Genomic DNA, 26,488 nt, shown 5'->3' on the forward strand with positions numbered 1-26,488 from the left:
ACAAGAGCAGGCTGCGGGAAGCAACTACCCGCAGCCTGCTCATCTATGCAGCCCTTTAGTTCTTGAAGCTGTGAATCGGCGCCGGGATCCGGCCGCCGCGGTTCACGAAGCCGGAGCAGTCGAAGCCGTTGACCGCCATCACCGGCGCGTAGCCGAGCAGGCCGCCGAATTCGACCATTTCACCGACTTCCTTGCCGATGACCGGGATGACGCGAACCGCGGTCGTCTTGTTGTTGACCATCCCGATGGCCGCCTCGTCGGCGATGATGCCGGAGATCGTCTCCTTGCTGGTGCTGCCCGGGATGGCGATCATGTCCAGCCCGACCGAGCAGACGCAGGTCATCGCTTCCAGCTTCTCCAGTGTCAGCGCGCCGCGCTGCACCGCCTGGATCATGCCGTGGTCTTCGCTGACCGGGATGAATGCGCCGCTGAGGCCGCCCACATAGGAGGAAGCCATGACGCCGCCTTTCTTGACGTTGTCGTTCAGGATCGCCAGCGCTGCCGTTGTACCCGGCGCGCCGGCTTCCTGCAGGCCCATCACCTGGAAGATTTCAGCGATGGAGTCACCGATCAGCGGCGTCGGGGCCAGCGACAGGTCGATGATGCCGAACGGCACATTGAGCCGCTTCGAGGCTTCCTGGGCGACGAGCTGGCCGACGCGCGTCACCTTGAAGGCGGTGCGCTTGATCGTCTCGCACAGGGTCTCGAAATCCTGGCCTTTGACCTCCTCCAGCGCCCGCTTGATGACGCCGGGTCCGCTGACGCCGACATTGATGACGCATTCGCGTTCACCGACCCCGTGGAAGGCGCCGGCCATGAAGGGGTTGTCCTCCACGGCATTGCAGAAGACCACCAGCTTGGCGCAGCCGATGGAATCGCGGTCTTTGGTGCGCTCGGCAGTCTGCAGGATAATGTCGCCCATCAGCTTCACGGCATCCATATTGATGCCGCTGCGCGAGGAGCCGACATTGATAGAGGAGCAGACCCGCTCCGTAACGGCAAGCGCCTCCGGAATGCTGTCGATCAGCATCCGGTCGCCGGTGGTGCAGCCCTTCTGCACCAGCGCCGAGAAGCCGCCGATGAAGTTCACGCCGACTTCCTTGGCCGCCCGGTCGAGCGCTTCGGCGACCGGCACATAGCTGTCGGTAAGAGTAGAGCCGGCAGCGATGGAAATCGGCGTGACCGAAATCCGCTTGTTGACGATCGGCACGCCGAACTGGCGCTCCAGGTCCTCGCCGGTCTTGACGAGCTTCTCGGCGGAGCGGGTGATTTTGTCATATACGTTCTGGTTAAATACCTTCAGGTCCGTATGCGCGCAGTCCATCAGGCTGATGCCCATCGTAATGGTGCGCACGTCCAGGTTCATTTCCCGGATCATTTTATTCGTTTCCTGCACTTCTACAAGTGAAATCATAAGCTATTTCTCCTCAAAGGTTGATAGTGGCGCCTAAATCCGGTGCATAATATTAAAGATGTCCTCATGCTGCAGCTTGATCTCAACGCCGATCTCCTCGCCTACCCGCTGCAGGTCCTCCACAATGGCCTCGAAGGATTTGGACGGTGCGGAAATGTCGACGATCATCATCATGTTGAAATAGTCCTGGACAATCGTTTGCGAAATATCGAGGATATTCAGGTTGTGCTCCGCCAGATAGGTGCACACCTTGGCGATAATCCCCACTTTGTCTTTTCCCAGTACAGTAATAATCCCCTTCAATGAAAAAGCCTCCTATACTATGTATTCTTTGCTCATCCGCCGCATTAACGGATTGAACCGTTTCAATTATTATGGCAGGTGATGACCGAGGCATCAACCAAAGGTTTTTTGTCGGAAATTTCGACATTGTTTGCGCTCTACTGTCGATTTCTTTAAAATAAGATTGACAGCATTATCATGTTATGATTTAAGGATGGATTGACTGAGATTGCTTAAGGAGAGCTTATGACAACAAGGAAATATAAGGAACTGGTTGAGCAGCGGATTAGACAGACTTTGGCTCAATGGTCGGAGCAACCGGCGGTGGAGGAGAAGGAAATCTACCGTTTTCTGCACAATTTAAAAGGAACGGCGGGCACGGTCGGGCTTCAGGAGGTAGGGGAGCTTGCCGAAAGGCTGCTGAACCGGTTTGCTGACGACAGCCGCAGTCCATGGCCGGAAAGCGAGTGGGGCAGGCATTTATATCCACTGCTGGAGCAGTTCAGTGAAAGCGCCTCCTCCGGGACTGCTGTCCTTAAGGAGGGGAAGCGGCCCCCGGGGGCCCGGCCGCAATTTGAAGTGCTCATCATAGAGGATGATGTGGAGCTGGTCGCTTTTCTGCGGGAATCGCTGGAGAAAGACAACTACTATGTCAGCATCGCTCTGTCAGCGGAGCGCGGGCTTAAGCTGTTTTATGAGAACAAGCCGGATATGCTGCTGCTGGACATTATGCTGCCGGACAAGAGCGGCATCGATGTACTCCGGCAGATTGTCGAGAAGGCTAAAAAAGAGCGGATTCCGATCCTGATATTCAGCGGCGAGCATTCCCGGGAGCTGCAGCTGTATGCCTACTCGCTGGGAGTGATGGATTATATACGTAAGCCTGTCGATATCGAGCTGCTGCTGGCGCTGATCCGCAACCGTTTCGTGCTGAAGCAGGAGTGGCAGGAGGCGGTTGTGATCGACGAGCTGTCCGGTGCGTTTAACCGCAAATACTTCAATCAGACGCTCAAGCAGCTGTTTTCTGACTATAAACGGACGGAGCGCGAGTTTACCCTGGCGTTGTTTGATCTGGATCACTTCAAGCGGGTTAACGATACTTATGGACATCTCGTCGGCGATGAAGTGCTGCAAAGATTTGCCGAAGTGGTCAAGAAGTCCATCCGCCTGGAGGATACCTTCTGCCGTTACGGCGGGGAAGAGTTCGCCTTGTTTATGCCCCATACCGGTGCGGCTGCCTCCTTGCAGGTGATCGAACGGATCCGGCGCAGGTTTGCAGAGGTCAGCTTTTCAGCCAAAAACGAATCATTTAAGGTAACCTTTTCCTGCGGCCTGGCCGCTGTAAATGAATCGCTGCCGCATGCCGATAAATTGATAGAAGAAGCGGACCAGGCGCTCTATGCAAGCAAGCATGGCGGCCGCAACCGAATAACGGTCTATAACCGGATGCTGCCCGGAGCGAAAGGGGCGCAGCCGCTGAATATTATAGTGGTCGATGACGACGCGTTCATCCGCGAGGTGCTTACAGGCGGCTTTGCCGGCTGGCACCCCTCCGGCGGAGAGGTGGCTTCGGTGCGCAGTTTTCCGGACGGCACACGGTTTCTGGAGGCGGACTGGTACACTCCGGGTGAGAAATATATTATTCTGCTGGACGGTATTATGCCGGAGCTGGACGGGCTTGATGTTCTGGCCAAGCTCCGCGCCGGCTACAAAGGCGCGGAAATTCTGGTCATTATGCTGACCGGGCGGCAGGATCAGCGCGATATTATCCATGCGCTGCAGCTCGGAGCCGATGATTATGTGATCAAGCCGTTTGGAGTGCAGGAGCTTCTGGCGCGGATTGAACGGCTGGTATCCCGTATTCTGTATTAAGGAAACGAACTGGAAGGCCGGGGCAGGCGTACGATGAAAGGTGAGATGGAATTGCAAAAAATTTTGATTGTGGATGACGAGGAGATTCTCCGGATGCTGATTGAGGATACACTGGAAGATCTGGAGGATGTGCAGATCCATACGGCCGAACATGGCCGGGAAGCGCTGGATAAGCTGGCGGCGGACCGCTTTGATCTGGTCATCCTCGATTATATGATGCCGGAAATGACCGGGATTGAGGTGCTGGCCAACCTGGAAGAATCACTGAAGGCCGCCACTCCGATCCTGATGCTGACAGCCAAGGCGCAGGATACCGACCGCATCAAGGCGCAGGAGGCGGGAGTAAGATATTTCATGCCGAAGCCCTTCAGCCCGATGGAGCTGCTGCAGATTGTGGAGGACATCCTACGTGAGCCGAACTAAGTTTGCCAATTTGAGCATCCGCAGCAAATACTTCCGCATCATTACAGCCATGTTCATTGTAGTTATACTGACTGCGGGCTGTCTTTTCATTTATATCAATTCACAGCAGGCGAAGCTCAGCCGGGAACGCGAGACGCTGCAGTACAAAGCGCAGACGATCAATGAGCTGGCGGCAACACTGAATGATGTCTTTTTTCGGGCCAGAGGCTACATTTCACTTAAAAATGACAATGAGCTGCAGCTGGCCTATGCGGCTTTGGAGAAGCTGGACGTCGTGCTGGCGTCTTATTCGCAGCTGAAGCTGTCTCCCGAGGAGACGCAGTTTCTGGGTGATCTGCGGGCCTTCAAAACCGAGTACGAGAACGAGATGCTGCCACAGGCAATCGCGTACGTCCAGACCGACGATTATGAGAGCGTGCGCGAGCTGTCGGAATCGGGAAGCACCGCCAGGGTGAATGATTTTCTCGCTTACACAAAGAATTACAAGGTCCGTGCGGACCAGGTGCAGAACGATATGGTGCAGCAATCTGTCCGGCAGTCGAATATGTTCACCGTGACCGCCTTTGCCTTGTCAGCCCTGCTGCTGCTGCTGTTTATGATCATTATCTGGCGTATCCTGCGGACGCTGGTCAATCCGATTATCAAACTGGAGACGGCGACGCATTCGCTTGCGGCCGGGGAGGCCGTACTGCTTGGCGAGCTGAACACGCAGGATGAAATCGGGCGGCTGTACGGCGCTTTTCTCCACATGGCGCGGAGCATCCAGGATAAGGAAGAAGAGCTGACGGTGCAGAACGAAGAGCTGCAGGCCCAGCAGGATGAGCTGCAGGACCAGCAGTTCCGGCTGGAGCGTTCTCTGAGCGAGATTGAGAGCATCATGGAGGCGCTAAATCAGTCTTTTGCAGTAGCAATTCTTTCGGCCAAAGGCGTATTCACCTATATCAATGAGAAGGTGACTGAATATACCGGTTACCGGGCAGCCGAGATTGTCGGGCATCCCTACCGGCTGTTTGAAATGCGCAATCTTTCCTCCGCCCAGCTTGAGGATATGCAGCGTAAGCGGGAAACCGGGATGGTGTGGAGCGATGAACTCTTAATTGATGCAAAGAATGGAACGCCGCTCTGGCTGCATCTGACGTTGAAGCCGTATCTCAATGACGAAGGCGGGATTTACCAGTATATTCTGATCGCGAGCAATATTACTTCCTTGAAGCATGCTCAGCAGGAGCTGGCGGCGACGCTGACCCGCACCGAAGAGACCAAAACGATGCTGGAGCGCAGCAATCAGCTTAACCACGATATTACGTATACCCTGGACAAACAGCAGTTTGCCGGGAAATTTATTGATTTCATGAACCGCCAATATGCCTTTGACTCCAGTCTCTTTCTGCTGATCAGGGGCGGGATCGCCGCCACTAAGGGGATCCCGGCGGAGATGGTGAAGCAATATCTGGACGGGGAAGGGATGCTGTACCGGATGCAGACCGAGAAGTCGTATGTTACAGTGCGTCCGGCATCGCGGAGTGAGCAGGGAATCTCTCCGGTTCAGCTGGATGCATATGATTATTACGCCGCTGTGATGAGCGCGGACAATGAAATTTTGGCGGTCTTCTGCGGGACCCGTGTCGGAGCTTCCTTCAGCGAAGAGGAGACCAAGGATATCCAGGGACTGATGAACCGGGTGGCTCTGGCGATCGAGCGGCTCTATATGTATGAAGAAATTGAACATGCCCGCACGCTGAATCTGGACATCATCAATAATGTTGCGGAAGGCATCCAGTTCATCGAAATGGACGGCACGATGAGCCAAATGAACAAGGCGCTGAGGCAGATGTTCAGTTACGGCAAGTGGAACGAAGGGAACCGTATGCCGCCGGACCGCTGGCTGGAGCATTTGCTGGGCCAGGTGGGCGAAAGCGAAGCGCTGCGGCATTTCTACAATCAGGCGATGGCAGCCGATTTCACGAATTCCGGTACTATGAAATACTCGATCGGCGGAGAAATGCTGAAACATGTCGATGTGTATGCCATTCCGGTATTCCGCCGGGAGGAACGGCTGGGCACGCTGTTCGTCCACCGCGATATTACCCGCGAATACGAGCTGGACCAGATGAAGTCGGAGCTGGTCAGCACGGTCAGCCATGAGCTGCGGACTCCGCTGTCCAGCGTGCTGGGCTTTACGGAGCTTCTGCTGAATAAAACGATGAAACCGGACAAGCAGCAGAAATATTTGCAGACCATCCACCGGGAAGCCCAGCGCCTGACCGATCTGATCAACGATTTTCTGGATCTGCAGCGGATGGAATCCGGTACCCAGCAGTACAATCCGGAGAAGCTCAATCTCAGCGAGCTGGTGCTTGGCGTCATTGAACAGTATAAGCTTGGCAGCACGCATCATATCCTGTTTGAGGATGAGGCGGAGAACGCTGCTGTTGAAGCGGACCGCAACAAGCTGATCCAAGTCCTGACGAACCTGTTCAGCAACGCGATTAAATTCTCGCCCGGCCGCGGAGAGATTAAGGTGATGCTGCGCAATGAACCGGGAGTGATCGTCGTGGAAATCCGGGATAAGGGACTGGGGATTCCCCAGGATCAAATCGGGCAGCTGTTCCAGAAGTTCCGCAGAGTGGACAACAGCGCAGCCAAACGGATCGGCGGCACCGGGCTTGGCTTGGCCATCTGCAAGGAGATCATTGAGAAGCAGAACGGTACCATTGGTCTGGAATCCGCCGAGGGCGAAGGAACGACCGTCTGGTTCCGGCTTCCGGTGCTGCAGCCCCAGACGGCCCGGCCTGAAGAGGAGCCTTATAAGTGGAGTCCGGACAAGGATGAGAAGCCGAGTGTGATGATCGTGGAGGATGATTATTCCCTCTCGCTGCTGCTCTCGGAGGAGCTTAAGGCCAAGGGCTTTAAAGTTACGCACCATTACCAGCCGCAGCAGGCGTTCGAGCAGGCGCTGCGGACGCCGTTCCAAGCGGTCATCGTCGATCTGATGCTCGGTGAGGAGCTGGACGGCTGGGACCTGATCATGATGCTGAAGCATGACGAGCGGACGGCGGATGTGCCGATTGTCATTTCTTCGGCCCTTGACCAGGCTGATCAGAGCCTGCTGGAGAATGTCCGGCGGTATCTGACCAAGCCTTATCCGCCGGGGGAGCTGTCATCGACGCTGCAGGACATTTTGAATGCTTCGGGGGCGAGCGGGGAAGTGCTGTTCCCGGAAACCCGGCTGGACGGTAAAGACAGGAACTGAACTAATAGCGTATACTATTTAAAACGCCGGGCAGTCATTCTTCCGTCATCGGAGAATGACTGCCCGGCGTTTTTGCACTATTGCGGCATGTTTTTAAAGGTTGTAGGACAGGAAAGGCGTCCGATTTCTAAGACCCTGGGGGAGTGCAATCAGCATAAGACACAAGCTGGTACTTTTCTAGCCTTAAGCACCAAAAAAGCCTTGCCTTAAAGTGGACTCTAAGGCTTATAGTGGACATGAATTGCGATTATTCTAACGAACAGGGAGGAATCGCCATGAAGTACACTTATTTGGGCAAATCAGGACTGAAGGTCAGCCGGCTCTGTCTGGGTACGATGAATTTCGGACCGGAGACAGAGGAGCGGGAAGCGTTCAAGATTATGGACGCCGCCCTGGAGGCGGGCATTAACTTCTTCGATACGGCCAATGTTTACGGCGGCGAAGAGCACCGCGGCCATACGGAGGAAATTATCGGCCGCTGGTTCAGCCAGGGCGGCGGACGGCGCGAGAAGACCGTGCTGGCTACCAAGGTGTACAGCGATATGTACGATGAGCTGGACGGCCCCAATTCAGCCCGCGGCTTATCCGCCTACAAAATCCGGCGGCATGCCGAAGGCTCGCTGCGCCGGCTGCAGACCGACCACATCGAGCTGTACCAGATGCACCATGTGGACCGCAATGTGTCCTGGGACGAGCTGTGGGGTGCGTTTGAGAACCTGGTCTCCCAGGGCAAGGTAGGCTATATCGGCTCCAGCAACTTTGCCGGATGGCATATTGCGCGGGCCCAGGGCGAGGCCAAAGCCCGGAATTTCCTCGGCCTTGTCTCGGAGCAGCACTTGTATAACCTGCTGGAGCGCACGCCGGAGCTGGAAGTGCTGCCGGCCGCAGCGGAGCTGGGGCTTGGCGTGATACCCTGGAGCCCGCTGGCCGGCGGATTGCTTGGCCGCAACGCCCTGGCGAAATCCGGCGTCCGCAGCGCCCGTTCGGCAAAGCTGGAACGGCACCGCCCGCAGCTGGAGCAGTTCTCGGCGCTCTGCCGGGAGCTGGGTGAGCATGAGGACCAGGTCGCACTGGCCTGGCTGCTGGCCAATCCGGCAGTCACCGCTCCGATTATCGGGCCGCGGACACTGGAGCAGTTCGAAGATTCACTGCGCGTGACGGAGATTGAGCTGGATGAAGAGACGCTGAAGAAGCTGGATGAAATCTTCCCGGGACCGGGCCGCCCGGCACCCGAAGCCTATGCGTGGTAGAAGCTTAAGCAGACGGCAAAGTTCACGCATATATTAGCGCACGGCAATAAGCGGACAGGCTGCCCCCGGCCTGTCCGCTTTATTTTGACCCGTATACTCAGTGCATAACAAAGTACGGTCAGTGGGAGACCGAAGACAGGACGGCCAGCTCGCCTTCTTCGGTAATTTCGGCGTAGGCTACTGCCTTGGGTCCGGCATACCCCTGCTTGTGCAGCTCACCGGTCAGCCAGGCCTCGTCGCGGGAGAGGGCCTTCAGAGTGCTGTGCTGTATGATGCCGTCCTCAATAATGCTCATCGGCAGAGTCACCCCGCGCTCCGGCAGCTCCATATCCCCGCGCGTAACGGATTCAAACTGCGATTTTTTCAGAATACTTAAAGAGCCGTTGGTTTCATAGATGGCGTAAGCCACCTCGCTGACCGAGAACGTATCCTTGGCGCGGAGCATCATCCGCAGCTGGTCGAAATCCAGATTGTTTTTGTGCAGCTTGCGGAAATCGATTTTGCCGTCTCTGATCAGAATTTCCGGTTCCCCCTCCAGCGGCTTGCGGAGCTTCGGAAACTTGAGGGTGACCTTCTCAAACAGAATGGACAGCAGCGTCCACACGCCCAGGGTGAAGATCAGCATCGGCACGGAGTGCTCCTTCTCATAAATGGTTTCCCCGACCAGATCGCCCAATATCACCGCAGAAATAAAGTCGAAGGGGGTCAGCGCGGTAATTTCTTTCTTGCCGAGCAGCCTGGTCATGGCCCATAATCCGATAAATCCGGCGACCAGCTTAATAAAGATCAGCCCGTAATCCATGCCTGATTCCCTCCTATCCGTTATTTATAGTCTAACAGTCTATAACCATACCGAAGATAGAATGTAACATCCGGAACAAAATGCCATCTTCCCGGGCGCTGAGCCGGGATGAAAGCGGCGGACGTTTTGTGATAAGCTGGTGGATAAAGATCGTGTGTCTGGCTTTAAACACATTAAGAACGCGGCATAGGAGGTAAAGCATGCTGTTTTATGTGATATGCGGTGCGGTTCTATTGGCGGACCAGGCGGCCAAATGGGCGGTACGGACTCATATGCACCTGGGGGAAACGGTTCCCGGCATCGGGCCCTATCTGCACTTTACTTATTATGAAAATGCCGGCGCGGCCTTTAGCCTGTTTCAGGGCTACGGGAGGTATTTCGCCATTATTGCCGCCATATTCGTGGCAGCGGTGCTGATCTACCGGAGAAAAGGAAAGCTGAAAGGGCGGCTGCTGGACGCGGCCAGCGGGTTTATGGTCGGCGGCGCCATCGGCAACGGGATTGACCGCGCACTGTACGGCCGGGTAACCGACTTTCTCGTGTTCGGCGGCGGCGGCGGCATTCTGAACCTCGCTGATCTGGCAATCAACCTCGGCTGGCTGCTGGGCCTTATGTATCTGGTACGGGCCGAATACAGAGAAAGACGGCTCTATCGCAGCAGATGGTGACGTTAGTTAATTTCGAAATCTATTATCATTTTATCTAATGGATTGTATCAGGATTGATAATGCTGCCGCTTAAATCGGGGTGTTTTACTCTGATATAAGCGGTTTTTTCGACTTAAATACATAAAATATGTAAATTAAAGAATAAAATAGGCTTCAATCGGTTCATTGCCCGATCCCGGGAATTATGTTAGCCTGTGTCTATGATGCTTGAGAGGAAATAGATTACTACGCTAAGGAGAGGTCCATATTGGTGCAATTACATGTTACAAACAGTCCTTTCAGCGAGAGCCAGGCTGAGCTTCTGAACCGCCTTTTGCCGACGCTTACCGAGTCGCAGCGCATTTGGCTCGGCGGTTATTTGGCGGCGTTCGGAGGGGCCGCAGTTGCCCCAGCCGTCCAGGAACCGTCCGCTGCGGCCGTCCAGGAACCGGCAGCCGCAGCGCCAGCCGCTTCCCGGGAGGTTACGATTCTGTTCGGTTCCCAGACCGGCAACTGCCAGCGGCTGGCTACCAGCCTGTCCGGCCAGCTGAAAGAGCAGGGCTTCACGGTGAATGTGTCGGCGATGAACAGCTTCAAGACGAACGCCTTGAAGAAGACCGAGAACCTGCTGCTGATTGTGAGCACCCACGGCGAAGGGGAACCGCCGGACAACGCCCGCTCCTTCTATGAATTCCTGCACAGCAAGCGGGCGCCGCAGCTTGAAGGATTGCATTATTCGGTCCTGGGGCTGGGCGATACCTCTTATGAATTCTTTTGCCAGACCGGCAAAGATTTCGATAAACGCCTGGAGGAGCTTGGCGGTACCCGGCTGGGTCTCCGGGTTGACTGCGACCTGGACTATGACGAGCCGGCCGCCGGCTGGTTCACACAGGTGATCGGCGCCTTGAATGAGCGGGTGAATGCCCCGCAAATCGCCGAAGCGGCCGTTGAAGCGGCGGAGCATGCCGATGCCCCGGCTTCGCCGTATTCGCGGAATCAACCGTTCTATGCCGAGGTGCTGGAGAATTTGAACTTGAACGGACGGGGCTCTGACCGGGAGACCCGGCATCTGGAGCTGTCGCTGGAAGGCTCGGGCCTGGCGTTTGAGCCGGGAGACTCGCTCGGTGTTTATCCCGAGAACCACCCGCAGCTGGTGGAGGCCCTGATATCCGCCATGGGCTGGGATGCCGGGGAGACGGTGCCGCTGAACAAGAAGGGTGAGACCGGGTCTCTGCGTGAAGCGCTGCTGCGGCATTATGAGATTACCGTCTTAACCAAGCCGCTGCTGGAGCAGGCTGCGAAGCTGAGTGCTGCCCCGGCACTGCAGGAGCTGCTGCTGCCTGAACGGCAGCAGGCGCTGAAGGATTACATTCACGGCCGCGATCTGCTGGATCTGGCAGTAGATTTTGCGCCATGGAAGGCGACGGCTTCCGAGTTCGTCGCGATTCTGCGCAAGCTTCCGGCACGGCTCTATTCCATCTCCAGCAGCTATAACGCCAATCCGGACGAGGTTCACTTTACGGTGCGGGCCGTCCGTTATGAAGCAAACGGCCGGCAGCGCTACGGCGTATGCTCCGTGCACTGTGCAGAGCGCGTACAGCCGGGAGACAAGCTGCCGATCTATATTCAGAGCAACCCGAATTTCAAGCTTCCGGCGAATCCGGATGCCCCGGTCATTATGATCGGCCCGGGAACCGGCGTGGCTCCGTTCCGTTCTTTCCTTGAAGAGCGGGAGGTCCAGGGGGCTGCCGGCAAGAGCTGGCTCTTCTACGGCGACCGGCATTTCGTAACGGATTTCCTGTATCAGACCGACTGGCAGCGCATGCTGAAGGACGGCGTGCTGAGCAAGCTGGATGTGGCCTTCTCCCGGGATACGGCGGAGAAAGTCTACGTGCAGCACCGGATTCTGGAGCACAGCCGCGAGCTGTACGCCTGGCTGCAGGAAGGTGCCCATATCTATGTATGCGGCGATGAGAAGCATATGGCGCATGACGTGCATACCGCGCTTCTGACAGTTATCGAGGAGGCGGGCGGCATGAGCGCGGAAGCGGCTGCCGCTTATCTGGATACCCTGCAGCAGGAGCAGCGCTATCAGCGCGATGTCTATTAATAGTTCAGCCCGGAAAGAAACAGCGGACGATTGCGGAAGGAGAATAAGGCTATGGCAAATCATGACCCGGCGGTGAAGCCGATCGGCGGCCCGCCAAGCGATGTGGAGCATATTAAGATAGAGAGCAATTATTTGCGGGGAGCACTGGAGGAAACGCTGCGCAACCCGATTACCGGAGGACTTCCGGAGGACGACAACCGGCTGCTGAAATTTCACGGCAGCTACATGCAGGACGACCGGGATCTGCGGCTGGAGCGCGAACGCTCCAAGCTGGAGCCGGCTTACCAGTTCATGCTCCGCGTGGTTGCCCCGGGCGGGGTGGCGAGCGCCGCACAATGGCTCGTTCTGGACGAACTGGCCCATAAATATGGCAACGGAACACTTCGTCTGACGACCCGGCAGGCATTTCAGATGCATGGTGTGCTGAAATGGAATCTGAAGCAGACAATCAAGACGATCAACGACACACTGATGACAACGCTGGCGGCCTGCGGCGATGTGAACCGCAATGTCATGAGCGGACCGAACCCTTACCAGTCCGAGCTGCACGCCGAGGTCAATGAATGGGCGCGGCGCCTGAGCGATCATCTGGCTCCCCGCACCCCGGCGTACCATGAAATCTGGCTCGACGGCGAGAAGGTTGTGGACAGTCTGAAAGGCGTGGAGGTCGAGCCGATCTACGGTCCGGTCTATCTGCCGCGCAAGTTCAAGATCGGGCTGGCCGTTCCGCCGTCCAACGATGTTGACGTCTTCTCCCAGGATTTAGGCTTCATCGCGATTGTGGAAGACGGCAAGCTGGCCGGCTTCAATGTCACCGCCGGTGGCGGGATGGGCATGACCCATGGCGATACGAACACTTATCCGCAGCTGGGACGCCTGATCGGCTTCTGCCGGCCGGAGCAGGTCATTGATGTCGCCGAGAAGACGGTTACCATTCAGCGTGATTACGGCAACCGTTCCGTGCGTAAGAATGCACGCTTCAAATATACGATCGACCGCCACGGTATCGAATGGTTCAAGGCAGAGCTGCATGACCGGCTCGGCTGGCAGCTCGAAGAGGCCCGCGGTTATCATTTCGACCACAACGGCGACCGCTACGGCTGGGTGAAGGGCTATGACGGCAAATGGAATCTGACGCTCTACATCCAGAGCGGCCGGATTCAGGATACGGACGATTACCAGCTGATGACCGGCCTGCGCGAGATCGCCAAGATTCATACCGGCGAATTCCGGCTGACTCCGAATCAGAATGTCATTATCGCCGGCATTACCAGTGCCAAGAAACGTAAAATTGCCGAATTGGCCGGACGGTACGGCCTCACCGATGGGGCCCATCTCTCTGCGCTGCGGCGCAGTGCGATGTCCTGCGTGGCGCTCCCGACCTGCGGGCTGGCGATGGCCGAGGCTGAGCGCTATCTTCCTCACCTGCTGGATAAGCTGGAGCCGGTCATCCAGGAGGCGGGCCTCAGCGAGAAGGAAATCGTCATCCGCATGACGGGCTGCCCGAACGGCTGTGCCCGGCCGGCGCTCGGCGAGATCTCCTTCATCGGCAAAGCGCCCGGACGGTATAATCTCTACATGGGAGCGGGCTTTACCGGCGACCGGCTGAACAAGCTCTACAAAGAGAATATCGACGAACGGGAAATACTGGAGACGCTGACACCGATCATTCATCATTATGCCAAGGAACGTCTGGGCGGTGAGCATTTCGGAGATTTTGTCATCCGCAGCGGTTATGTGAATGCGACAACCTCGGGTCTGAATTTCCACGCTTAAGCGACTGGCTCTATTAATCTAACAAGAACGGCAAACCGGCCGGTCTAGGGTATATCATCCTGGGCCGGCCGGTTTGCCGTTTAAGGGCCACTGCCATGTGGTGTCGTCCTGCCCCCGGCTTCTTCCATGGTATTGATCCTATGAATTTGGATGGTTGTACTATAGCAGCAGGCAGCTATGGACATATACTATACCAACACAGATGAAAGGGATGATAGCAATGCCTACCTTTGACAGTATTCTGGTAACCGGCAGTCAGACCATACAGCAAGACCTTCAAGTCAACGGAAATACGACGGTCGGATCGCATCTCAATGTGACCGGAAGTGAAACCATAGCGGGAGATTTGCAGGTGAACGGCAACCAGACGGTAGCCAACCACCTGGGAACCGGCGGCGATCTCGATGCCGAAGGCAGCGTATGGGCCAACTTCCGCGTAGGCGCCGCCAATCTGCCTACTCTGCCCGCCGGCGGATTCAGCATCCAGCAGGTCAGATTTTATGCCGGCGGTACCCCTATGCAGCCGGGGCTGGTGCTGAAAGGCACCGATGGTCTCGACTATGTGCTGTTCATTGATGTCAGTTTCGGGACGCCCAGCCTGGCGATCGTGCCGGCATAAGGGGAACGGCATCAGCCCATCGCAGCCGGGTCGTATCCGGCCAGCTCCAGCGCTCTTCGGGTTTCCTCCAAATAAGCAAATCCGTGCCGCTCATCCGGCTCCAGATAAGTGCCTTCCGCCCATTCGTTCCAGGCGTTGATGAAGAGAAATTCACTCTGGAACAGATTGGCAGCACGCTCGATCTGCCGATGCAGATAATGCCCGAATTTGCGCGGGGAGGCTCCGATGCAGCTCTGGCCCCGCAGCCCAAGCCGCGGCGTATTGTCCCAGTTCACATAAGCTCCCGGAATTATCTTTCCGCCACTCCTGCGGTGCGTGCGCCCCAGAACCGACAGCCAGAGCTGGTCATAATCGAAGACCAGGTGCTCCTGTCCATCCAGGAGCATGCGCTGCCAGAGCCGCTGGCTATTTCCGTGGGCGAAGGTATAATGGGGTTCAAATTCCACGCCGGCATCGAATCCGGGCTGCTCCGGCACCTCAAATCCGCCAAGCGTCCGGACAAAATAAATGCCTGCAAGGCCATTTTCCGTCGCGAGTTCATTCCATAGCCGGTACATCTCGTTCCAGCGGGGAATATTGCCGGGACGGTAAATGATGAACAATGGCCTGCCGTCGACCCGGATATACCGATCATCCTTGAAGAGAGGCAGCAAATCATAGAAATGCTGTTCCCAGTCGCTTTCATCGCCATAGTCCTGACGGATCAGCAGCTCATGTTCCCCGCCGTCCCATTTACGGGTCCAGGATTCATTGGCCCATGACAGACAGAACGGCATAGAGGGCTCACCCGATTGATGCATTTCCATTACCGGCCTTTCCAGCAGCTGTTTGCCTTTGAACCAGTAGTGATAGTAGCAGAAACCGTAAATGCCGTAGGCTCTGGCCAGGTCGGCCTGCCGGCTGCGGGCAGAAGGGCTCGTAAGATCATAATAGTACTGCTGAAATGGTTCTTTCGGCTGCTGATGGCCGTGATAGAGGGGGACGGCTTTGCGGGTGTTGGTCCACTCCGTGAAGCCTTCACCCCACCATTTGTCATTCTCGGGAATCCGGTGAAATTGCGGCAATACAAATGCAATCAGCTTCAACTTGCGTTCTACCTCCACTCCAGAAAGCTTCCGGTCTCCATGCGCCAGGCATCCGGCGGCCTTCAGGTGTTAAACACACTGCACAGGAGCTTCAGCGCCATTTGCAGATGGGAATAATCGTAAGTGCTTCTCCATAAGGCGCGGCTGGCGACTGCTCGTTTATATTCGGCGTTGGTGGAGTAGTAATGCAGCTTCTCCAGAAGTTCGCTTGCCGTATGGAAAGCGATCATATCATCACCGGGATGCATATATTCATATACGTTGGGATGTGCCTCGGCAAGCTGAAAGGTTCCGCAGGCGGCAATATCATATAAGACGGACGCAGGCTGGCCCCAATGAATGATGATCTCTGCTCCGTTGTAATATCCCTGCAGTTCGGCAGCAGCCGGCAAAGCAGTCAGCTCCGGTAAGGACTCCCAGCCGGCACCGCAGACATATCCTTTCTTGAAGCCGAAGATATGACGGATCGTTTCGTAGTATTCCTTACCGCGGGGATGGAAATCCCCAAGCAGCAAAATATCGCAGCGGAATTCTTCCTCTACAGCCATGGGACAGAAGCGGCTGCGGTCGGCGGCAAAAGGCAGACAGGTCACCTGCCGGCAGCCCAAATGACGGTAGAAGGGGATGTACTGCACATTCTGTGTAAATACATACGGAAACAGAGCTGCCAGGTGAAGGGCCGATTCGTCGATGGAGAGACCGTCGTCCATCCAGATCGCTTTGACGGCGCTGCTGCTGCGGATGATGTCCAGATCGCTGTCTGTGAAATCCCCCGCACTCCCGATAAGCAGCAGCAGGTCGGGTTGAAGCTGCTTCAGCATAGAGGAGAAGCCGCAGTAGGCCTTTATAGACGTTACTTCGTAGAGCAGCCGCCGGAACTCTTCGGCGATGCTCTGCTCCACCGTCCATAGATCATCCCTGTGCATCGGCGACACAAGCAGCAGGCGCTTCGTTTTATAGTCAACCGTTACTCTTGTCAGCGGCCGTTGATCAGCTTGCGGCGCTGCAGGCACAGGCTCAGGAGGCACGGATTCCCGGTCTGCAGGGGGCTGGGCCGGGACCTCGGGCTGCGGCAGTATCAGCGGCACCGTCTCCGGACTGCCGGCAGGCGGCGCAGCAGGCGCCAAAGACGCTGCATGCGGCCCGGTATGGATCAGAAGCGGCATGCCGGACAAATGTTCCTGCGGCAAAGCCGCAAGCGGCAGGGTCTCCGCCGACTCTAACGGCGGCAGCGGCTGCTGCGGTCTATGGGCAAGCCTGGCAGGCACAGCGGCGTTACGGAATTCGGGCGGCAGAGCATTTAATGACTTCAATGCATGAATTACCGTTTCGGCAATGAGCTTCTCGGATTTCGGATGCAGCCGGACGGTTTGAACGGCGGCACCTTTGCGCTTCTTCTTTTTTAGCATGTTAAAGTTGCCATCCCTCCTTGCCACCATCCACGGATTTATTTTATGAAACTGCGCCAAATTTGCTACTTCCGCGGATAAAGATTTGGATTTCCGGCGGTTTTCTTACATAATATATAAGAGCACTAACCACATCACCAGGAGCCATTATCTTAAAATAATGTGTTCTGTACAAAAGAGGCGAAGATCATGATTATTTTGAAGTCCACGGAAGAAATCGCAATGATGCGCGAAGCGGGTAAAATTCTCGCCGCCTGCCATCAGGAGATTGCCGGAATGCTGAAGCCGGGCATTACCACCTGGGAGATTGACCAGTTTGCCGAGAAATTCATGCTAGCCCACGGCGCTACGCCGGAGCAAAAGGGCTATCATGGTTATCCCTACGCTACCTGCGCGTCGGTAAACGATGTAATCTGCCACGGCTTTCCGAAACAAGAACCGCTGAAAGACGGCGATATTGTCACCATTGATATGGTAGTCAACCTGAACGGCTGGCTGGCCGATTCGGCCTGGTCGTACGGAATCGGCAATATCAGCGAACAGGCGTCCAATCTGCTGGAGACGACGAAGGAGTCGCTGTTTAAGGGCATTGAAATGGCGGTGGCCGGCAACCGGATCGGCGATGTCGCCCATGCGGTCCAAACCTTAGCCGAAAGCCGGGGCTTCTCGATCGTGCGTGATTTCATCGGCCACGGCATCGGCAGCGAAATGCATGAGAAGCCGGATGTTCCGCATTACGGGCCTGCGGGGAAGGGGCCGCGCATCAAAGAGGGCATGGTGTTCACCATTGAGCCGATGCTCAATACCGGAAGCTACCGGACAAAGGTCGACGCCGACGGCTGGACCGCCCGGACGATTGACGGTGGGCTGTCCGCGCAGTATGAGCATACCATCGCCATTACTTCGAACGGTCCCGTCATTTTGACAGAGCTGTAGCATCTGATTTCACATTAATGAACCCGGGCATTGCTGTTTGACGCAGCATGGCCCGGGTTTATTTTGTCTTCGCGGCGAATGTGTCGGAATTCACGGAAACTTGCAGACAAAAACAATATAATGGTATGACTTTAGGCTCAAATGAAATGAATTGAGGATTGTCCAATGGCTACTGATATCTCATGCAAGAACCTGCATCATCAGCCGACGCCTGCGCAGTGCAGGGACCATTACGGCTGCATTTATGACAACAACCACTTGATTACGCTGATGATTGACCCGCAAGACGGAGGGATCGTTGATGCTAACAAAGCGGCTTGTGAATTTTACGGTTATAATCTGCGGATGTTCCGTAAGCTCGATCTTTCGGACTTAAGCTTAGACGGACCGGAAGGGCTGCAGCATTTTCTGTCGGATGTCTTTCCCGGCGGGCAGTATACTGCGGGCAGGGTAATTACCGGCCGGCATAAGCTCTCCGGCGGGCAAATCATCGATGTGGAGATGCATACCGGAATGATTACAATGCTGGGGAAGAACTGCGTCTATACGGTCGTTCATGATGTCAGCGAGCGCGTCCGCTCGCAGCAGCGGCTTAAGGAAAGCGAGGAGCGTTACCGCGATCTGGTGGAGCTGTGCCCGGAAGCCATTCTGGTGTACAGCGCCGGAACCATCCTCTTTGCCAACCGGCAGGCGGGAAGAATGTTCGGCCGGCCGAAGGAGGAGCTGATCGGCAGGAGCATCGATGATTTTTTCACCGAAGTGCCGCTCTGCCGATCTGAATATATCAAGCTGAAGAGCAAAAACAGTATGAAGGGCGACTTCCGCCTGGAACAGCGGTATATCCGGCATGACCGCACCGCCTTCGACCTGGAAATCTCCGGCGCTCCGATTACCTTTGAGGGAAATGCCGCGCTGCAGCTGGTGTTTCGGGACATTACCGAGAGCAGGAAGGAGATGGAGCGGGCGATCATTATGCAGGAGCACCGTCATGCCGCTCCTTTCCCGATGGAGCACCGGGCGGAGCTGTCCAGGCTGTATATTCCCGCCAAATCGCTGAGCGGAGACTTCTATCTGTTCCATAAGCTGGATGAGCAGCGTGTCGTCGGCATCATCGGCGATGTCGCCGGCAAGGGGATCAGTGCCGCGCTGAGCATTTCGGCCCTGCGGGTACTCTTCCTGGACAGCCTGCAGAATACCGCCGATCCCGTACATATTCTGCAGGATTTGAATCTGAAGGCGGTGCAGCATCTGGGTGAGGATTACATTGCCGCCTGCTGTTTTGTCTTGGATTTCGGAAGCGGCCTTCTCACCGCTGCAGGCGCCGGAATCAATGAGTTTATTTATGCTCCCGCCGGAGCAGACAGCCGTACTGTGACCGTCAAGGGGGCGCCGCTGGGGATGTTCGCAGGCAGCGAATTCGAACAGACGGTGGTATCTTTCTCCCCGGGCGACCGGTTCTGCTTCTACAGTGACGGCATGGAGCTGCTATTCGGCGGACATGAGCTGGCCGGGAGCCTCAGCTGCCTGCAGGAGAGAATGGCCGGTGCAACGCTGCAGGATGATTGCACTTGGCTGAGTCTGACTATTAAATGAAGAAGCAGGGAGAGGATTATGAGGATCTTACAAAGTGAAGTGAAGTTGTACGGGGCTGAACATACTCAAAGAATAATCGACGGGATGATCGCCGAGCTTGATTTGCATGAGCATGCTTTTGACATCCGGCTGATCCTGGCGGAAGCCATAACCAATGCCCACATGCATGGCAACGGCGGCGACTCCGCGAAGCCGATTCTGGTCCGCTATGTCCTGGATGCCGGATGGCTGGAGCTTCAGGTGGAGGATTGCGGGCCGGGAATTACAGGGCTGCCCATTCCCAATGAGATCAGCGATGACGCCTTGCTGAACGACCGGGGCCGGGGGCTGTTTCTGATCCGCTGCTTCGCAGACAGGGTGGAGATGAGGGGCAATATTATGTGCATAAGCAAGAACATCAGTATCAGCCACACCGCTTAGCCGGGCTGGGCGTGTGAATGATGAAGGAGAGAATGTGTTGAAATTAAGTTTAAAGGTGAAAATGAGCGCGTTGTTGTTTCTGATTATTACAGTGCCGCTGGCAGGCTCCGGATTCGTCTCCTACAGGCTGGCTGCGGACAGTCTGCAGACTACGATTGAGGAGGAATTGCGGACGACAACAGGGCGGGCGGCAGATGCCATTACAGCCAAGCTCGAAGCTGTGGATCATTACCTGCAGATTGCCGGCAGTAATGCTGCGCTCGCTGAATACGCAGCAAATCCGGCGCTTGAGGCGGCCGAGTCGACTGCGTATCATTACCTTTCGGGCATGCAAAAGGACAATGCAGATTCCCTGGAATCGCTTATCATTGCCGGGACGGACGGCAAGGCGCTGCTCACCGGCAGTTCACGGAGCCCGGAGCTGGATTTGCAGGACCGGGAATATTTTCAGCAGGCATTGAAGGGTGAAGATGCGGTCAGCGAGGTCATCGACTCCAGGGACACAGGCTCTCAGGTTATCGCCATCGCCCATCCGCTGCGCATCGGAGAACGGGTTACCGGCGTACTTGTCGGAACGATTCCGTTCAATGTAATCTCGTTGCCGGCTGCCGGGGTGAAGGTTGCAGACAGCGGGTACGGGTATATCATTGACCGCACAGGACTCATTGTTTATCATCCGGACAGCAGCAAGATTCTCAAGGAGAACCTGGGTGAGAGCGGTAATGAGGAACTGAACGCGCTGGTGCAGCAGATGAAAGCGGGCGAGACAGCCCACGGCTTCTATACATATGAAGGCATTTATAAATTTGTTTCCTTTGAGCCCGCAGGGAACTGGGTAGTGGCGACGACGGCGAATTACAGCGATTATATGAAGCCCGCGCTGGAGATCCGCAATACTACGCTGATAACCGTAGCTGTATTTATCGCTGTGGCGATGGCTGCCGGATACTTCTTTACTACGCGGAATATCATTGGCCCGGTGCGCAAGCTGCAGAAGGCGATGGCGCTGGCCGGAGACGGCGATCTCACTGTTCATACCGATATCCGCTCAGGGGATGAGCTGCAGGTGCTGAGCGATTCTTTTAATGCGATGATCGACAAACAGGAAGCAATAATTGAGAAGGTAAGAAGCGGCTCCGGTCAACTGGCCTCCATGTCGCAGGAAATTCTGGCCGCCTCGGAGGAGATTAACGCCTCAATTGAGGAGATCAGCTCCAGTACCCAGGAAATTGCTGCAGGTGCGGACAACAACAATCATTCTGTCGTCAATGCCTCCCAAGTGCTAGTGCAGCTCTCCAGTCTGGTGCAGCTGGCCCAGAGCAAGGCAGCGGCTACCTCGCATAATGCCGGGATTACTAATTCGGCCGCCCAGGAAGGCAGAGCCAAGGTCATGAACACGGTTGAAGCGATGGATATGATCAGCAGCAGCACCCGGGCGACCGAAGAGCAGCTTGCGGCGGTCAGCGAGCTGTCCGGAAAGGTCTCGAATATTATTGGCACCATCAATGCCATTGCCGGACAGACCCATCTGCTGGCCTTGAACGCCGCCATTGAGGCCGCCCGTGCAGGCGAGCATGGCCAAGGCTTCAGCGTGGTGGCGGGCGAGGTGCGGAAGCTCTCGGATGAGACGAACCGGCAGGCCAATGAAATCGCAGAGCTGGTGCAGGATATGATCGGGCGCATCACTCAGGCCGTCAAGTCGATGTCCGGGGCTTCCGAAGCGGTCGGCGGCGGCGTGCAGATCGTCGCCGAGACCGACCGCGCCTTCCTGCATATTATCGACGCCGTGGAATCCATCCGGGGCAATGTCCGGGAGATTCTGGACATTACCCGCGATGAGGTGGCCACCAGCGACCAGATTATCAAGCTGATTGATTCCATGGGTACCATTTCCGAAATGGCAGCGGCCAATACCGAGAATGTATCCAGTGCCACCGAGGAGCAGGCTGCGACAATCAGCAACTTCGTCTCGTCCGCCGAGGAAGTTAGCACAATGGCGGCCGAACTTGAGCTGCTGGTAGAGCAATTTAAAATCAGGGGGGATCAAGAATGACTGAGCTGCGTATTGCCATACCAGAGATGTTCTCCGTAGATGAGGCGGGTATGTTCAGAGACCAGACCCGCACAACTATAGAGCAGGGGACGGTCAACCTGCTGCTTGATTTTGCCGGTTGCAGGTTTATCGACAGCACCGGACTGGGCGTCATCGTCAGCACATACAAGAAATGCGCCGAGAACGGCGGGACCATCCGGCTGACCGCGCTGCATCCGAATGTGCTTAAAGTATTCGAGCTCACGCGTCTGACGAACGTATTCGATATCATATAACATAAGCAAGGCTTCCTTTCCGCAGCCAGCTGCGGATGGAAGCCTTGTTTTTTACTTAGAGATCATAAGTCTTTGAGAGATTATTTTACCAACTGTAATCGTTAATCCGTTATATTACGCGTATAATATTCGATAATGTCTTTGCGGCGGATGATGCCGAGGAAAACTCCTGCGCGGTCGGTGACTGGGACGAAGTTCTGGTCGGCAGCGAGCGTCAGCATATCCTCCATCTGGGCGTGAATCTCCACACTCTCATTATGCACATGCCGCTGGATATCACTGACCTTAATGTCGCGCATGTTCTCAAAATGCAGCCCGGCCGTATTCTTCAGCTTCCACAGCAGATCGCCTTCGGATAAAGTGCCGACATACTTCCCTTCCTCATCAATAATCGGGATGGCCGAGTAATAATGCCGTTCCAGTTCGTCCATCGCCTCCAGCATAGAGATGGAGGAGGTAATGTAGGCAACCTGATCCTTCGGCAGAAGGAAGTAGGAAATTTCCATAGCAACGTCTCCTTTTCGGCGGGATGATGTTCATTTCACGGGTACTTCCATTAAACCACAGAATGTAATGTAAGCGCTATTCTTTGGTTTTGTCCATACCGAGAAACGTTATTTGTCCCTGACCGCTCCGCTCGAAGGAGCATTCCCAATCATACCAGGTGCTGTGGAACCGGGTTTCAGAGAGCGGATATAACGGCACAGCCTGCTCCTCATTCCAAATAAAATAGAACTGATTTCCGTCAAGCTTTACCTCTGCCCGGCAGCCGTAGCCTTCATAGGTGCCTGTCAGGTCCTTGTATATCTGTCCATCCGCCGGAACGGCCTCAGGACGGACGGGTAGCGGGACCTCCTGTCCAAGAGCCATACCCGCCAGCCTTTCCGTAAGCGGATAGACCGGTACGATGTCGTAATTGGTGAGCATGATTACAGTAAGCTGCTCACCGGGATAACGGTGCAGCTCACTGCGGCAGCCCCGGTAGGCTCCACCGTGATGGATCCGGCTGCGGCCCAAATGCTCATCGATGAACCAGCCGTAACCGTAATTCCCGAGTACCGGCGTAAATACCGTCTCCAGTGTCTCCGGGGACACCAGCTTGTCGGTGTACAGCGCCTGATCCCACTTGTACAGATCGTCTACCGTGGAGTACATGGAGCCTGCTGTGGCAATGGAGCTCATGTCCATATACTCACAAGGGATAAGCTGGTCCCAGTTAGACTGGTAGGAGGACGCCATTCCGGGAATCAGAGTGCGGTTATCGTCAAAGCCGGTATCCGCCATGTTCAGGGGCTGCAGGATATGACGGTGAATGAATTCCCGGTAGCTCATTCCGCTGAGCCTCTCGATCAGCAGGCCGAGCAGAAAATAGCCGGAGTTGTTGTAGGCAAAGGACGTGCCGGGCTGAGACGCCAGGGGCTCGCGGATGAAGAGCTCTAGCACCTCCTCCGGTGCCATTCTCTGGCGCAGCAGCCGGTTGTTGTACCGGGGCATGCTGCTGTAATTGGCCAGACCGGAGGTGTGGTTCAGCAGTTGGGCGACGGTAATCTCCTTGAGCTCCAGCTCAGGCAGGTATGAGCTGATTTCATTGGCGGTATGCAGCAGCCCTTGTTCAAACAGAAGCATGACGCCCATAGCGGTAAACGATTTGGTCACTGACCAGATGCGGAAGCGGGTACCGGCGTTATTGGGGACTTGCAGCTCTACATTGGCGCAGCCGTAAGCCCCCCGGTGCAGAATCTCTCCCTCCTTGGCAACGAGAACGTTGCCGCTGAACGGCCAGACCTTCCCGTATTCCGACAAATAGCTGTTGATTTGCTCTGAAACAGAGATCATAAATGAACAATTCCTCCACTAATAGAATAGAATGCTGCCGCGGTATCATTTGCCTTTTGCCATACCAATATACTAATAGAGAATTCCGTTTACCCATTCATAGCAGCGCAGCAGATCCTCCTCTGTCAGCAGGTCGGAACGATGCTCGAACATGATTTTTACAGTGGGGTTGCATGAACGGATAATATGTAAATACTCCTCAATGGGCGCCCAGCCGTCCCGGGGGCTCAGCTCAGGCAGCACGGGGTGGTGGCTGTTCCGCACCTCCTCCTGAACCTGCACATTGGACAGATGAATGAGATGGGCATATTTGGTATATGTATGAAGGATGGACTTGGCGTCAAAATAGGGGTCCAGCCGCTCCTGCAGATACAAGCGAGCCGTGTCCAGGCACAGATTGACCTGCGGGAATTCCTGCAGCAATTGCTCCAGAAAGTCATGCTCATAAACATAACGATTCAGCGCATCAAACTCCAGCACAGGGGTGAAGGAATACCGGCTGCTCTGGGCCGCCAGCCATTCAAACAGCCTGCGCGTTAAGTCTTCCAGCTCCTCAGAGGATATATCGCTCTCACAAATATATTCCCTGCTGTCCGCAAACCGCCAGCCGTTCCAGTTGACCCGCTCATCCAGGATAACCGGCTTGGGATAATGAAAAAGAACATACTCCGGCTTCAGCCCGGCCAGTTCTTCCAGTTCGGCCGCAACCAGCCGGTAAGCTTCCTCCCGCTCAGCCTCGTCTGTAGAGAGCAGAAGCGCATCCCGCAAGGGGGAGCGCCCCGCCCGGAAGGGGAAATGCACCCCGATGCGGAATCCGTGGCTTTGGGCCGCGTTCTTCAAAGCGAGTACGTCTTCGTCAGAGGTGAAGCTGCAGGCTTCGATACCGTGAAATCCTTCGCGGAAATCCCGGTTGAATTTGTGTTCCTCGTAGCCACCGTATTGCCCGATCATAAATTGCTGTATTTGGATCACCTGCTTTCTCAGTTCATGTCTACCCATTCGATAGAACAACAGTATATCCTGCTTTCGGCCCCTAAGACTGCCCGGCACGTTTAAGGGTGTGATGTCTTGATGTAGAACAGCATGTCCTTGACGATCAGTGCGATAAGGCGCGGATCATCTGGGTCTATTAACCTGTGAACTTTTTGTTCACGGCATGGTTCCCGTAAAATTTATAGTGACTATTTCCTCCGGCATTGGGTATTATTACATTGGAATCTTCCAAGTGTCGAATACCAGCTGAAGGGGTTTATCTATGAATAAAGGACGTAGGACATTATTTCTGATAGTGACTTTTGCATTGATTTTTCTGCTTCCTTTATTGGGAAGCCTGGCCAGGTGGAAGGGCCTTCCTCCGGGTTACGGGGATTTTCCCGCACTGAAGGTGGAGGAGGATCCTGGGTTCAGCCTGATATATTTCACGCTGGCCTGCGTAGTGGCTGTAGTCATTGCGCTGGTGCTGATATTCCCGCGCTGGTTCGGCTTTAAGAGGGGAGGGCAGCGGCAGGCTTCCGCCGCAAGCAAGACGAATCCCGGATTTCCGGTCTGGTTCTGGTGGAGCCTGCCGGTGCTGGCCGTCTGCTGGTTCCTGATGTGGGCCAGAATCGATGTGCTCGTCTCCATTGAAGCCTATACTTTTGTCCCCCTGTGGTGGTCCTTTATTCTCATGCTGGACGGGCTTGTATACCGGAGGAACGGCGGAGTGTCGATCATTTCGCGGAAACCGCATTTAATGCAGCTGCTCGCAGTCGTTTCTTGCTTCAGTTGGTTTGCCTTTGAATATCTCAATTTCTTTGTCATGGAGAATTGGTATTATCCCAACAATAAAGTGTTCTCCAATTTCGGCAACATCTTCTGGTTCTCTTTATCGTATACCACTGTCCTGCCGGCCATAGTAGAATGGTATCATCTGCTGCGGACGTTCCCGTCTGTGAGGGAGCGCTACCGCAATGGGCCGAAGCTGCAGACAGGCACAGCGTTTTTGGTTATATTTTACATAGCGGGTCTGGTCCTAGCTTTCGGCATGGGGTACTATCCTTATGTGCTCTTCTGGGTGCTGTGGGTGGCACTCGTTCCCATGCTGTCCGCAGCCATGGCGCTGGCCGGATATTGGACGCCTTTTACACCCGTTAGGAACGGTGACTGGTCCAAGGTGATCCTGATAGCCCTGGCCACACTTCTGAATGGCTTCTTCTGGGAGTTCTGGAATTTCGGCAGCGAATGGTTCCATGACTCCATACCCACCAACCCGAATTACTGGAAATACTCCGTCCCTTATTTGGACAAACTGCATATTTTTTCCGAGATGCCGCTTCTTGGTTACTATGGATATCTCTTTTTTGGCGTGAATTGCTGGATTATGTGGCTGATTGCCGCATATGTCTTTAAATTTGATCCCGATATCGAACTAGAGGAAGAACATAACTAAAGGTG

General features: G+C 55.4%; 22 protein-coding genes. 14 read left to right on the top strand and 8 right to left on the bottom strand.

Annotated features, from left to right (window positions below; all coding sequences use genetic code 11):
- Window positions 1-55: 55 nt before the first annotated feature.
- Together F1381_RS09485 and F1381_RS09490 are read right to left on the bottom strand one after the other, a co-directional pair.
- Complete coding sequence (locus tag F1381_RS09485) at window positions 56-1,411, bottom strand: PFL family protein (protein ID WP_246187974.1); 1,356 nt, start codon at window positions 1,409-1,411, stop codon at window positions 56-58.
- A 36-nt stretch (window positions 1,412-1,447) separates the two neighbouring features.
- Window positions 1,448-1,717 carry an ACT domain-containing protein gene (locus F1381_RS09490; RefSeq protein WP_151734581.1) on the bottom strand — a complete coding sequence of 90 codons (270 nt, stop codon included), beginning with the start codon at window positions 1,715-1,717 and terminating at the stop codon, window positions 1,448-1,450.
- 225 nt (window positions 1,718-1,942) lie between these two features.
- Here F1381_RS09490 and F1381_RS09495 point away from each other — a divergent pair, with 225 nt between their 5' ends.
- The 4 genes from F1381_RS09495 (at window position 1,943) to F1381_RS09510 (ending at window position 8,494) form a co-directional block, all read left to right on the top strand.
- Window positions 1,943-3,568: a diguanylate cyclase gene (locus F1381_RS09495; RefSeq protein WP_151734582.1), complete on the top strand. Its 1,626-nt coding sequence runs from the start codon at window positions 1,943-1,945 to the stop codon at window positions 3,566-3,568.
- Between the two features lie 51 nt (window positions 3,569-3,619).
- Window positions 3,620-3,991 carry a response regulator transcription factor gene (locus F1381_RS09500; RefSeq protein WP_151734583.1) on the top strand — a complete coding sequence of 124 codons (372 nt, stop codon included), beginning with the start codon at window positions 3,620-3,622 and terminating at the stop codon, window positions 3,989-3,991.
- The gene (locus F1381_RS09505; protein WP_151734584.1) at window positions 3,978-7,244 is read left to right on the top strand and encodes an ATP-binding protein; all 3,267 of its coding nucleotides are present in this window, start codon (window positions 3,978-3,980) and stop codon (window positions 7,242-7,244) included. The genes F1381_RS09500 and F1381_RS09505 overlap by 14 nt, the downstream gene beginning before the upstream one ends.
- A gap of 275 nt (window positions 7,245-7,519) precedes the next feature.
- On the top strand, window positions 7,520-8,494 hold the full coding sequence (locus F1381_RS09510; RefSeq protein ID WP_151734585.1) for an aldo/keto reductase: 975 nt from the start codon (window positions 7,520-7,522) through the stop codon (window positions 8,492-8,494).
- 118 nt (window positions 8,495-8,612) lie between these two features.
- Here the strand turns inward: F1381_RS09510 and F1381_RS09515 are convergent, their stop codons facing one another.
- On the bottom strand, window positions 8,613-9,296 hold the full coding sequence (locus F1381_RS09515) for a DUF421 domain-containing protein (RefSeq protein WP_151734586.1): 684 nt from the start codon (window positions 9,294-9,296) through the stop codon (window positions 8,613-8,615).
- 200 nt (window positions 9,297-9,496) lie between these two features.
- On the opposite strand from F1381_RS09515, the gene lspA reads away from it, so the two are divergent.
- The 4 genes from lspA to F1381_RS09535 all read left to right on the top strand — a co-directional run bounded on the left by lspA (window position 9,497) and on the right by F1381_RS09535 (window position 14,448).
- Complete coding sequence (lspA, locus tag F1381_RS09520; protein ID WP_151734587.1) at window positions 9,497-9,964, top strand: signal peptidase II; 468 nt, start codon at window positions 9,497-9,499, stop codon at window positions 9,962-9,964.
- 250 nt (window positions 9,965-10,214) lie between these two features.
- Complete coding sequence (locus tag F1381_RS09525; protein WP_151734651.1) at window positions 10,215-12,053, top strand: assimilatory sulfite reductase (NADPH) flavoprotein subunit; 1,839 nt, start codon at window positions 10,215-10,217, stop codon at window positions 12,051-12,053.
- A gap of 51 nt (window positions 12,054-12,104) precedes the next feature.
- On the top strand, window positions 12,105-13,829 hold the full coding sequence (gene cysI / locus F1381_RS09530; protein WP_151734588.1) for an assimilatory sulfite reductase (NADPH) hemoprotein subunit: 1,725 nt from the start codon (window positions 12,105-12,107) through the stop codon (window positions 13,827-13,829).
- Window positions 13,830-14,049: 220 nt separating this feature from the next.
- A complete protein-coding gene (locus F1381_RS09535) occupies window positions 14,050-14,448 on the top strand; it encodes a hypothetical protein (protein ID WP_151734589.1) in 399 nt (132 codons plus the stop codon).
- 11 nt (window positions 14,449-14,459) lie between these two features.
- Here the strand turns inward: F1381_RS09535 and F1381_RS09540 are convergent, their stop codons facing one another.
- Both F1381_RS09540 and F1381_RS09545 read right to left on the bottom strand, forming a co-directional pair.
- The gene (locus F1381_RS09540; RefSeq protein WP_151734590.1) at window positions 14,460-15,533 is read right to left on the bottom strand and encodes a glycosyltransferase WbsX family protein; all 1,074 of its coding nucleotides are present in this window, start codon (window positions 15,531-15,533) and stop codon (window positions 14,460-14,462) included.
- 62 nt (window positions 15,534-15,595) lie between these two features.
- A complete protein-coding gene (locus F1381_RS09545; RefSeq protein WP_187355268.1) occupies window positions 15,596-16,942 on the bottom strand; it encodes a glycosyltransferase family protein in 1,347 nt (448 codons plus the stop codon).
- Between the two features lie 189 nt (window positions 16,943-17,131).
- Between F1381_RS09545 and map the strand changes: the two genes are divergently transcribed.
- The 5 genes from map (at window position 17,132) to F1381_RS09570 (ending at window position 22,219) form a co-directional block, all read left to right on the top strand.
- Window positions 17,132-17,878, top strand: coding sequence for a type I methionyl aminopeptidase (gene map / locus F1381_RS09550; protein ID WP_151734592.1), 747 nt, complete (start codon window positions 17,132-17,134; stop codon window positions 17,876-17,878).
- Window positions 17,879-18,043: 165 nt separating this feature from the next.
- On the top strand, window positions 18,044-19,471 hold the full coding sequence (locus F1381_RS09555) for a SpoIIE family protein phosphatase (protein ID WP_151734593.1): 1,428 nt from the start codon (window positions 18,044-18,046) through the stop codon (window positions 19,469-19,471).
- Window positions 19,472-19,489: 18 nt separating this feature from the next.
- The gene (locus F1381_RS09560) at window positions 19,490-19,891 is read left to right on the top strand and encodes an ATP-binding protein (RefSeq protein WP_151734594.1); all 402 of its coding nucleotides are present in this window, start codon (window positions 19,490-19,492) and stop codon (window positions 19,889-19,891) included.
- Window positions 19,892-19,928: 37 nt separating this feature from the next.
- A complete protein-coding gene (locus F1381_RS09565; RefSeq protein ID WP_151734595.1) occupies window positions 19,929-21,944 on the top strand; it encodes a methyl-accepting chemotaxis protein in 2,016 nt (671 codons plus the stop codon).
- Window positions 21,941-22,219 (top strand): STAS domain-containing protein, encoded by a 279-nt coding sequence (locus F1381_RS09570; protein ID WP_151734596.1) that lies wholly within the window; start codon window positions 21,941-21,943, stop codon window positions 22,217-22,219. The genes F1381_RS09565 and F1381_RS09570 overlap by 4 nt, the downstream gene beginning before the upstream one ends.
- 101 nt (window positions 22,220-22,320) lie before the next feature.
- On the opposite strand, the gene F1381_RS09575 is transcribed toward F1381_RS09570, so the two are convergent.
- The 3 genes from F1381_RS09575 to F1381_RS09585 form a co-directional block, all read right to left on the bottom strand.
- Window positions 22,321-22,725, bottom strand: coding sequence for a CBS domain-containing protein (locus F1381_RS09575; RefSeq protein WP_151734597.1), 405 nt, complete (start codon window positions 22,723-22,725; stop codon window positions 22,321-22,323).
- A gap of 76 nt (window positions 22,726-22,801) precedes the next feature.
- Complete coding sequence (locus F1381_RS09580) at window positions 22,802-24,055, bottom strand: serine hydrolase domain-containing protein (protein ID WP_151734598.1); 1,254 nt, start codon at window positions 24,053-24,055, stop codon at window positions 22,802-22,804.
- Window positions 24,056-24,127: 72 nt separating this feature from the next.
- On the bottom strand, window positions 24,128-25,054 hold the full coding sequence (locus F1381_RS09585; RefSeq protein ID WP_246187965.1) for a TIM barrel protein: 927 nt from the start codon (window positions 25,052-25,054) through the stop codon (window positions 24,128-24,130).
- Window positions 25,055-25,343: 289 nt separating this feature from the next.
- Here F1381_RS09585 and F1381_RS09590 point away from each other — a divergent pair, with 289 nt between their 5' ends.
- The gene (locus F1381_RS09590) at window positions 25,344-26,483 is read left to right on the top strand and encodes a small-conductance mechanosensitive channel (RefSeq protein ID WP_246187966.1); all 1,140 of its coding nucleotides are present in this window, start codon (window positions 25,344-25,346) and stop codon (window positions 26,481-26,483) included.
- Window positions 26,484-26,488: the final 5 nt, after the last annotated feature.

Origin of the sequence: Paenibacillus tengchongensis, from assembly GCF_008973665.1 — a bacterium.
Taxonomy (GTDB): Bacteria; Bacillota; Bacilli; order Paenibacillales; family Paenibacillaceae; genus Paenibacillus_AQ; species Paenibacillus_AQ tengchongensis.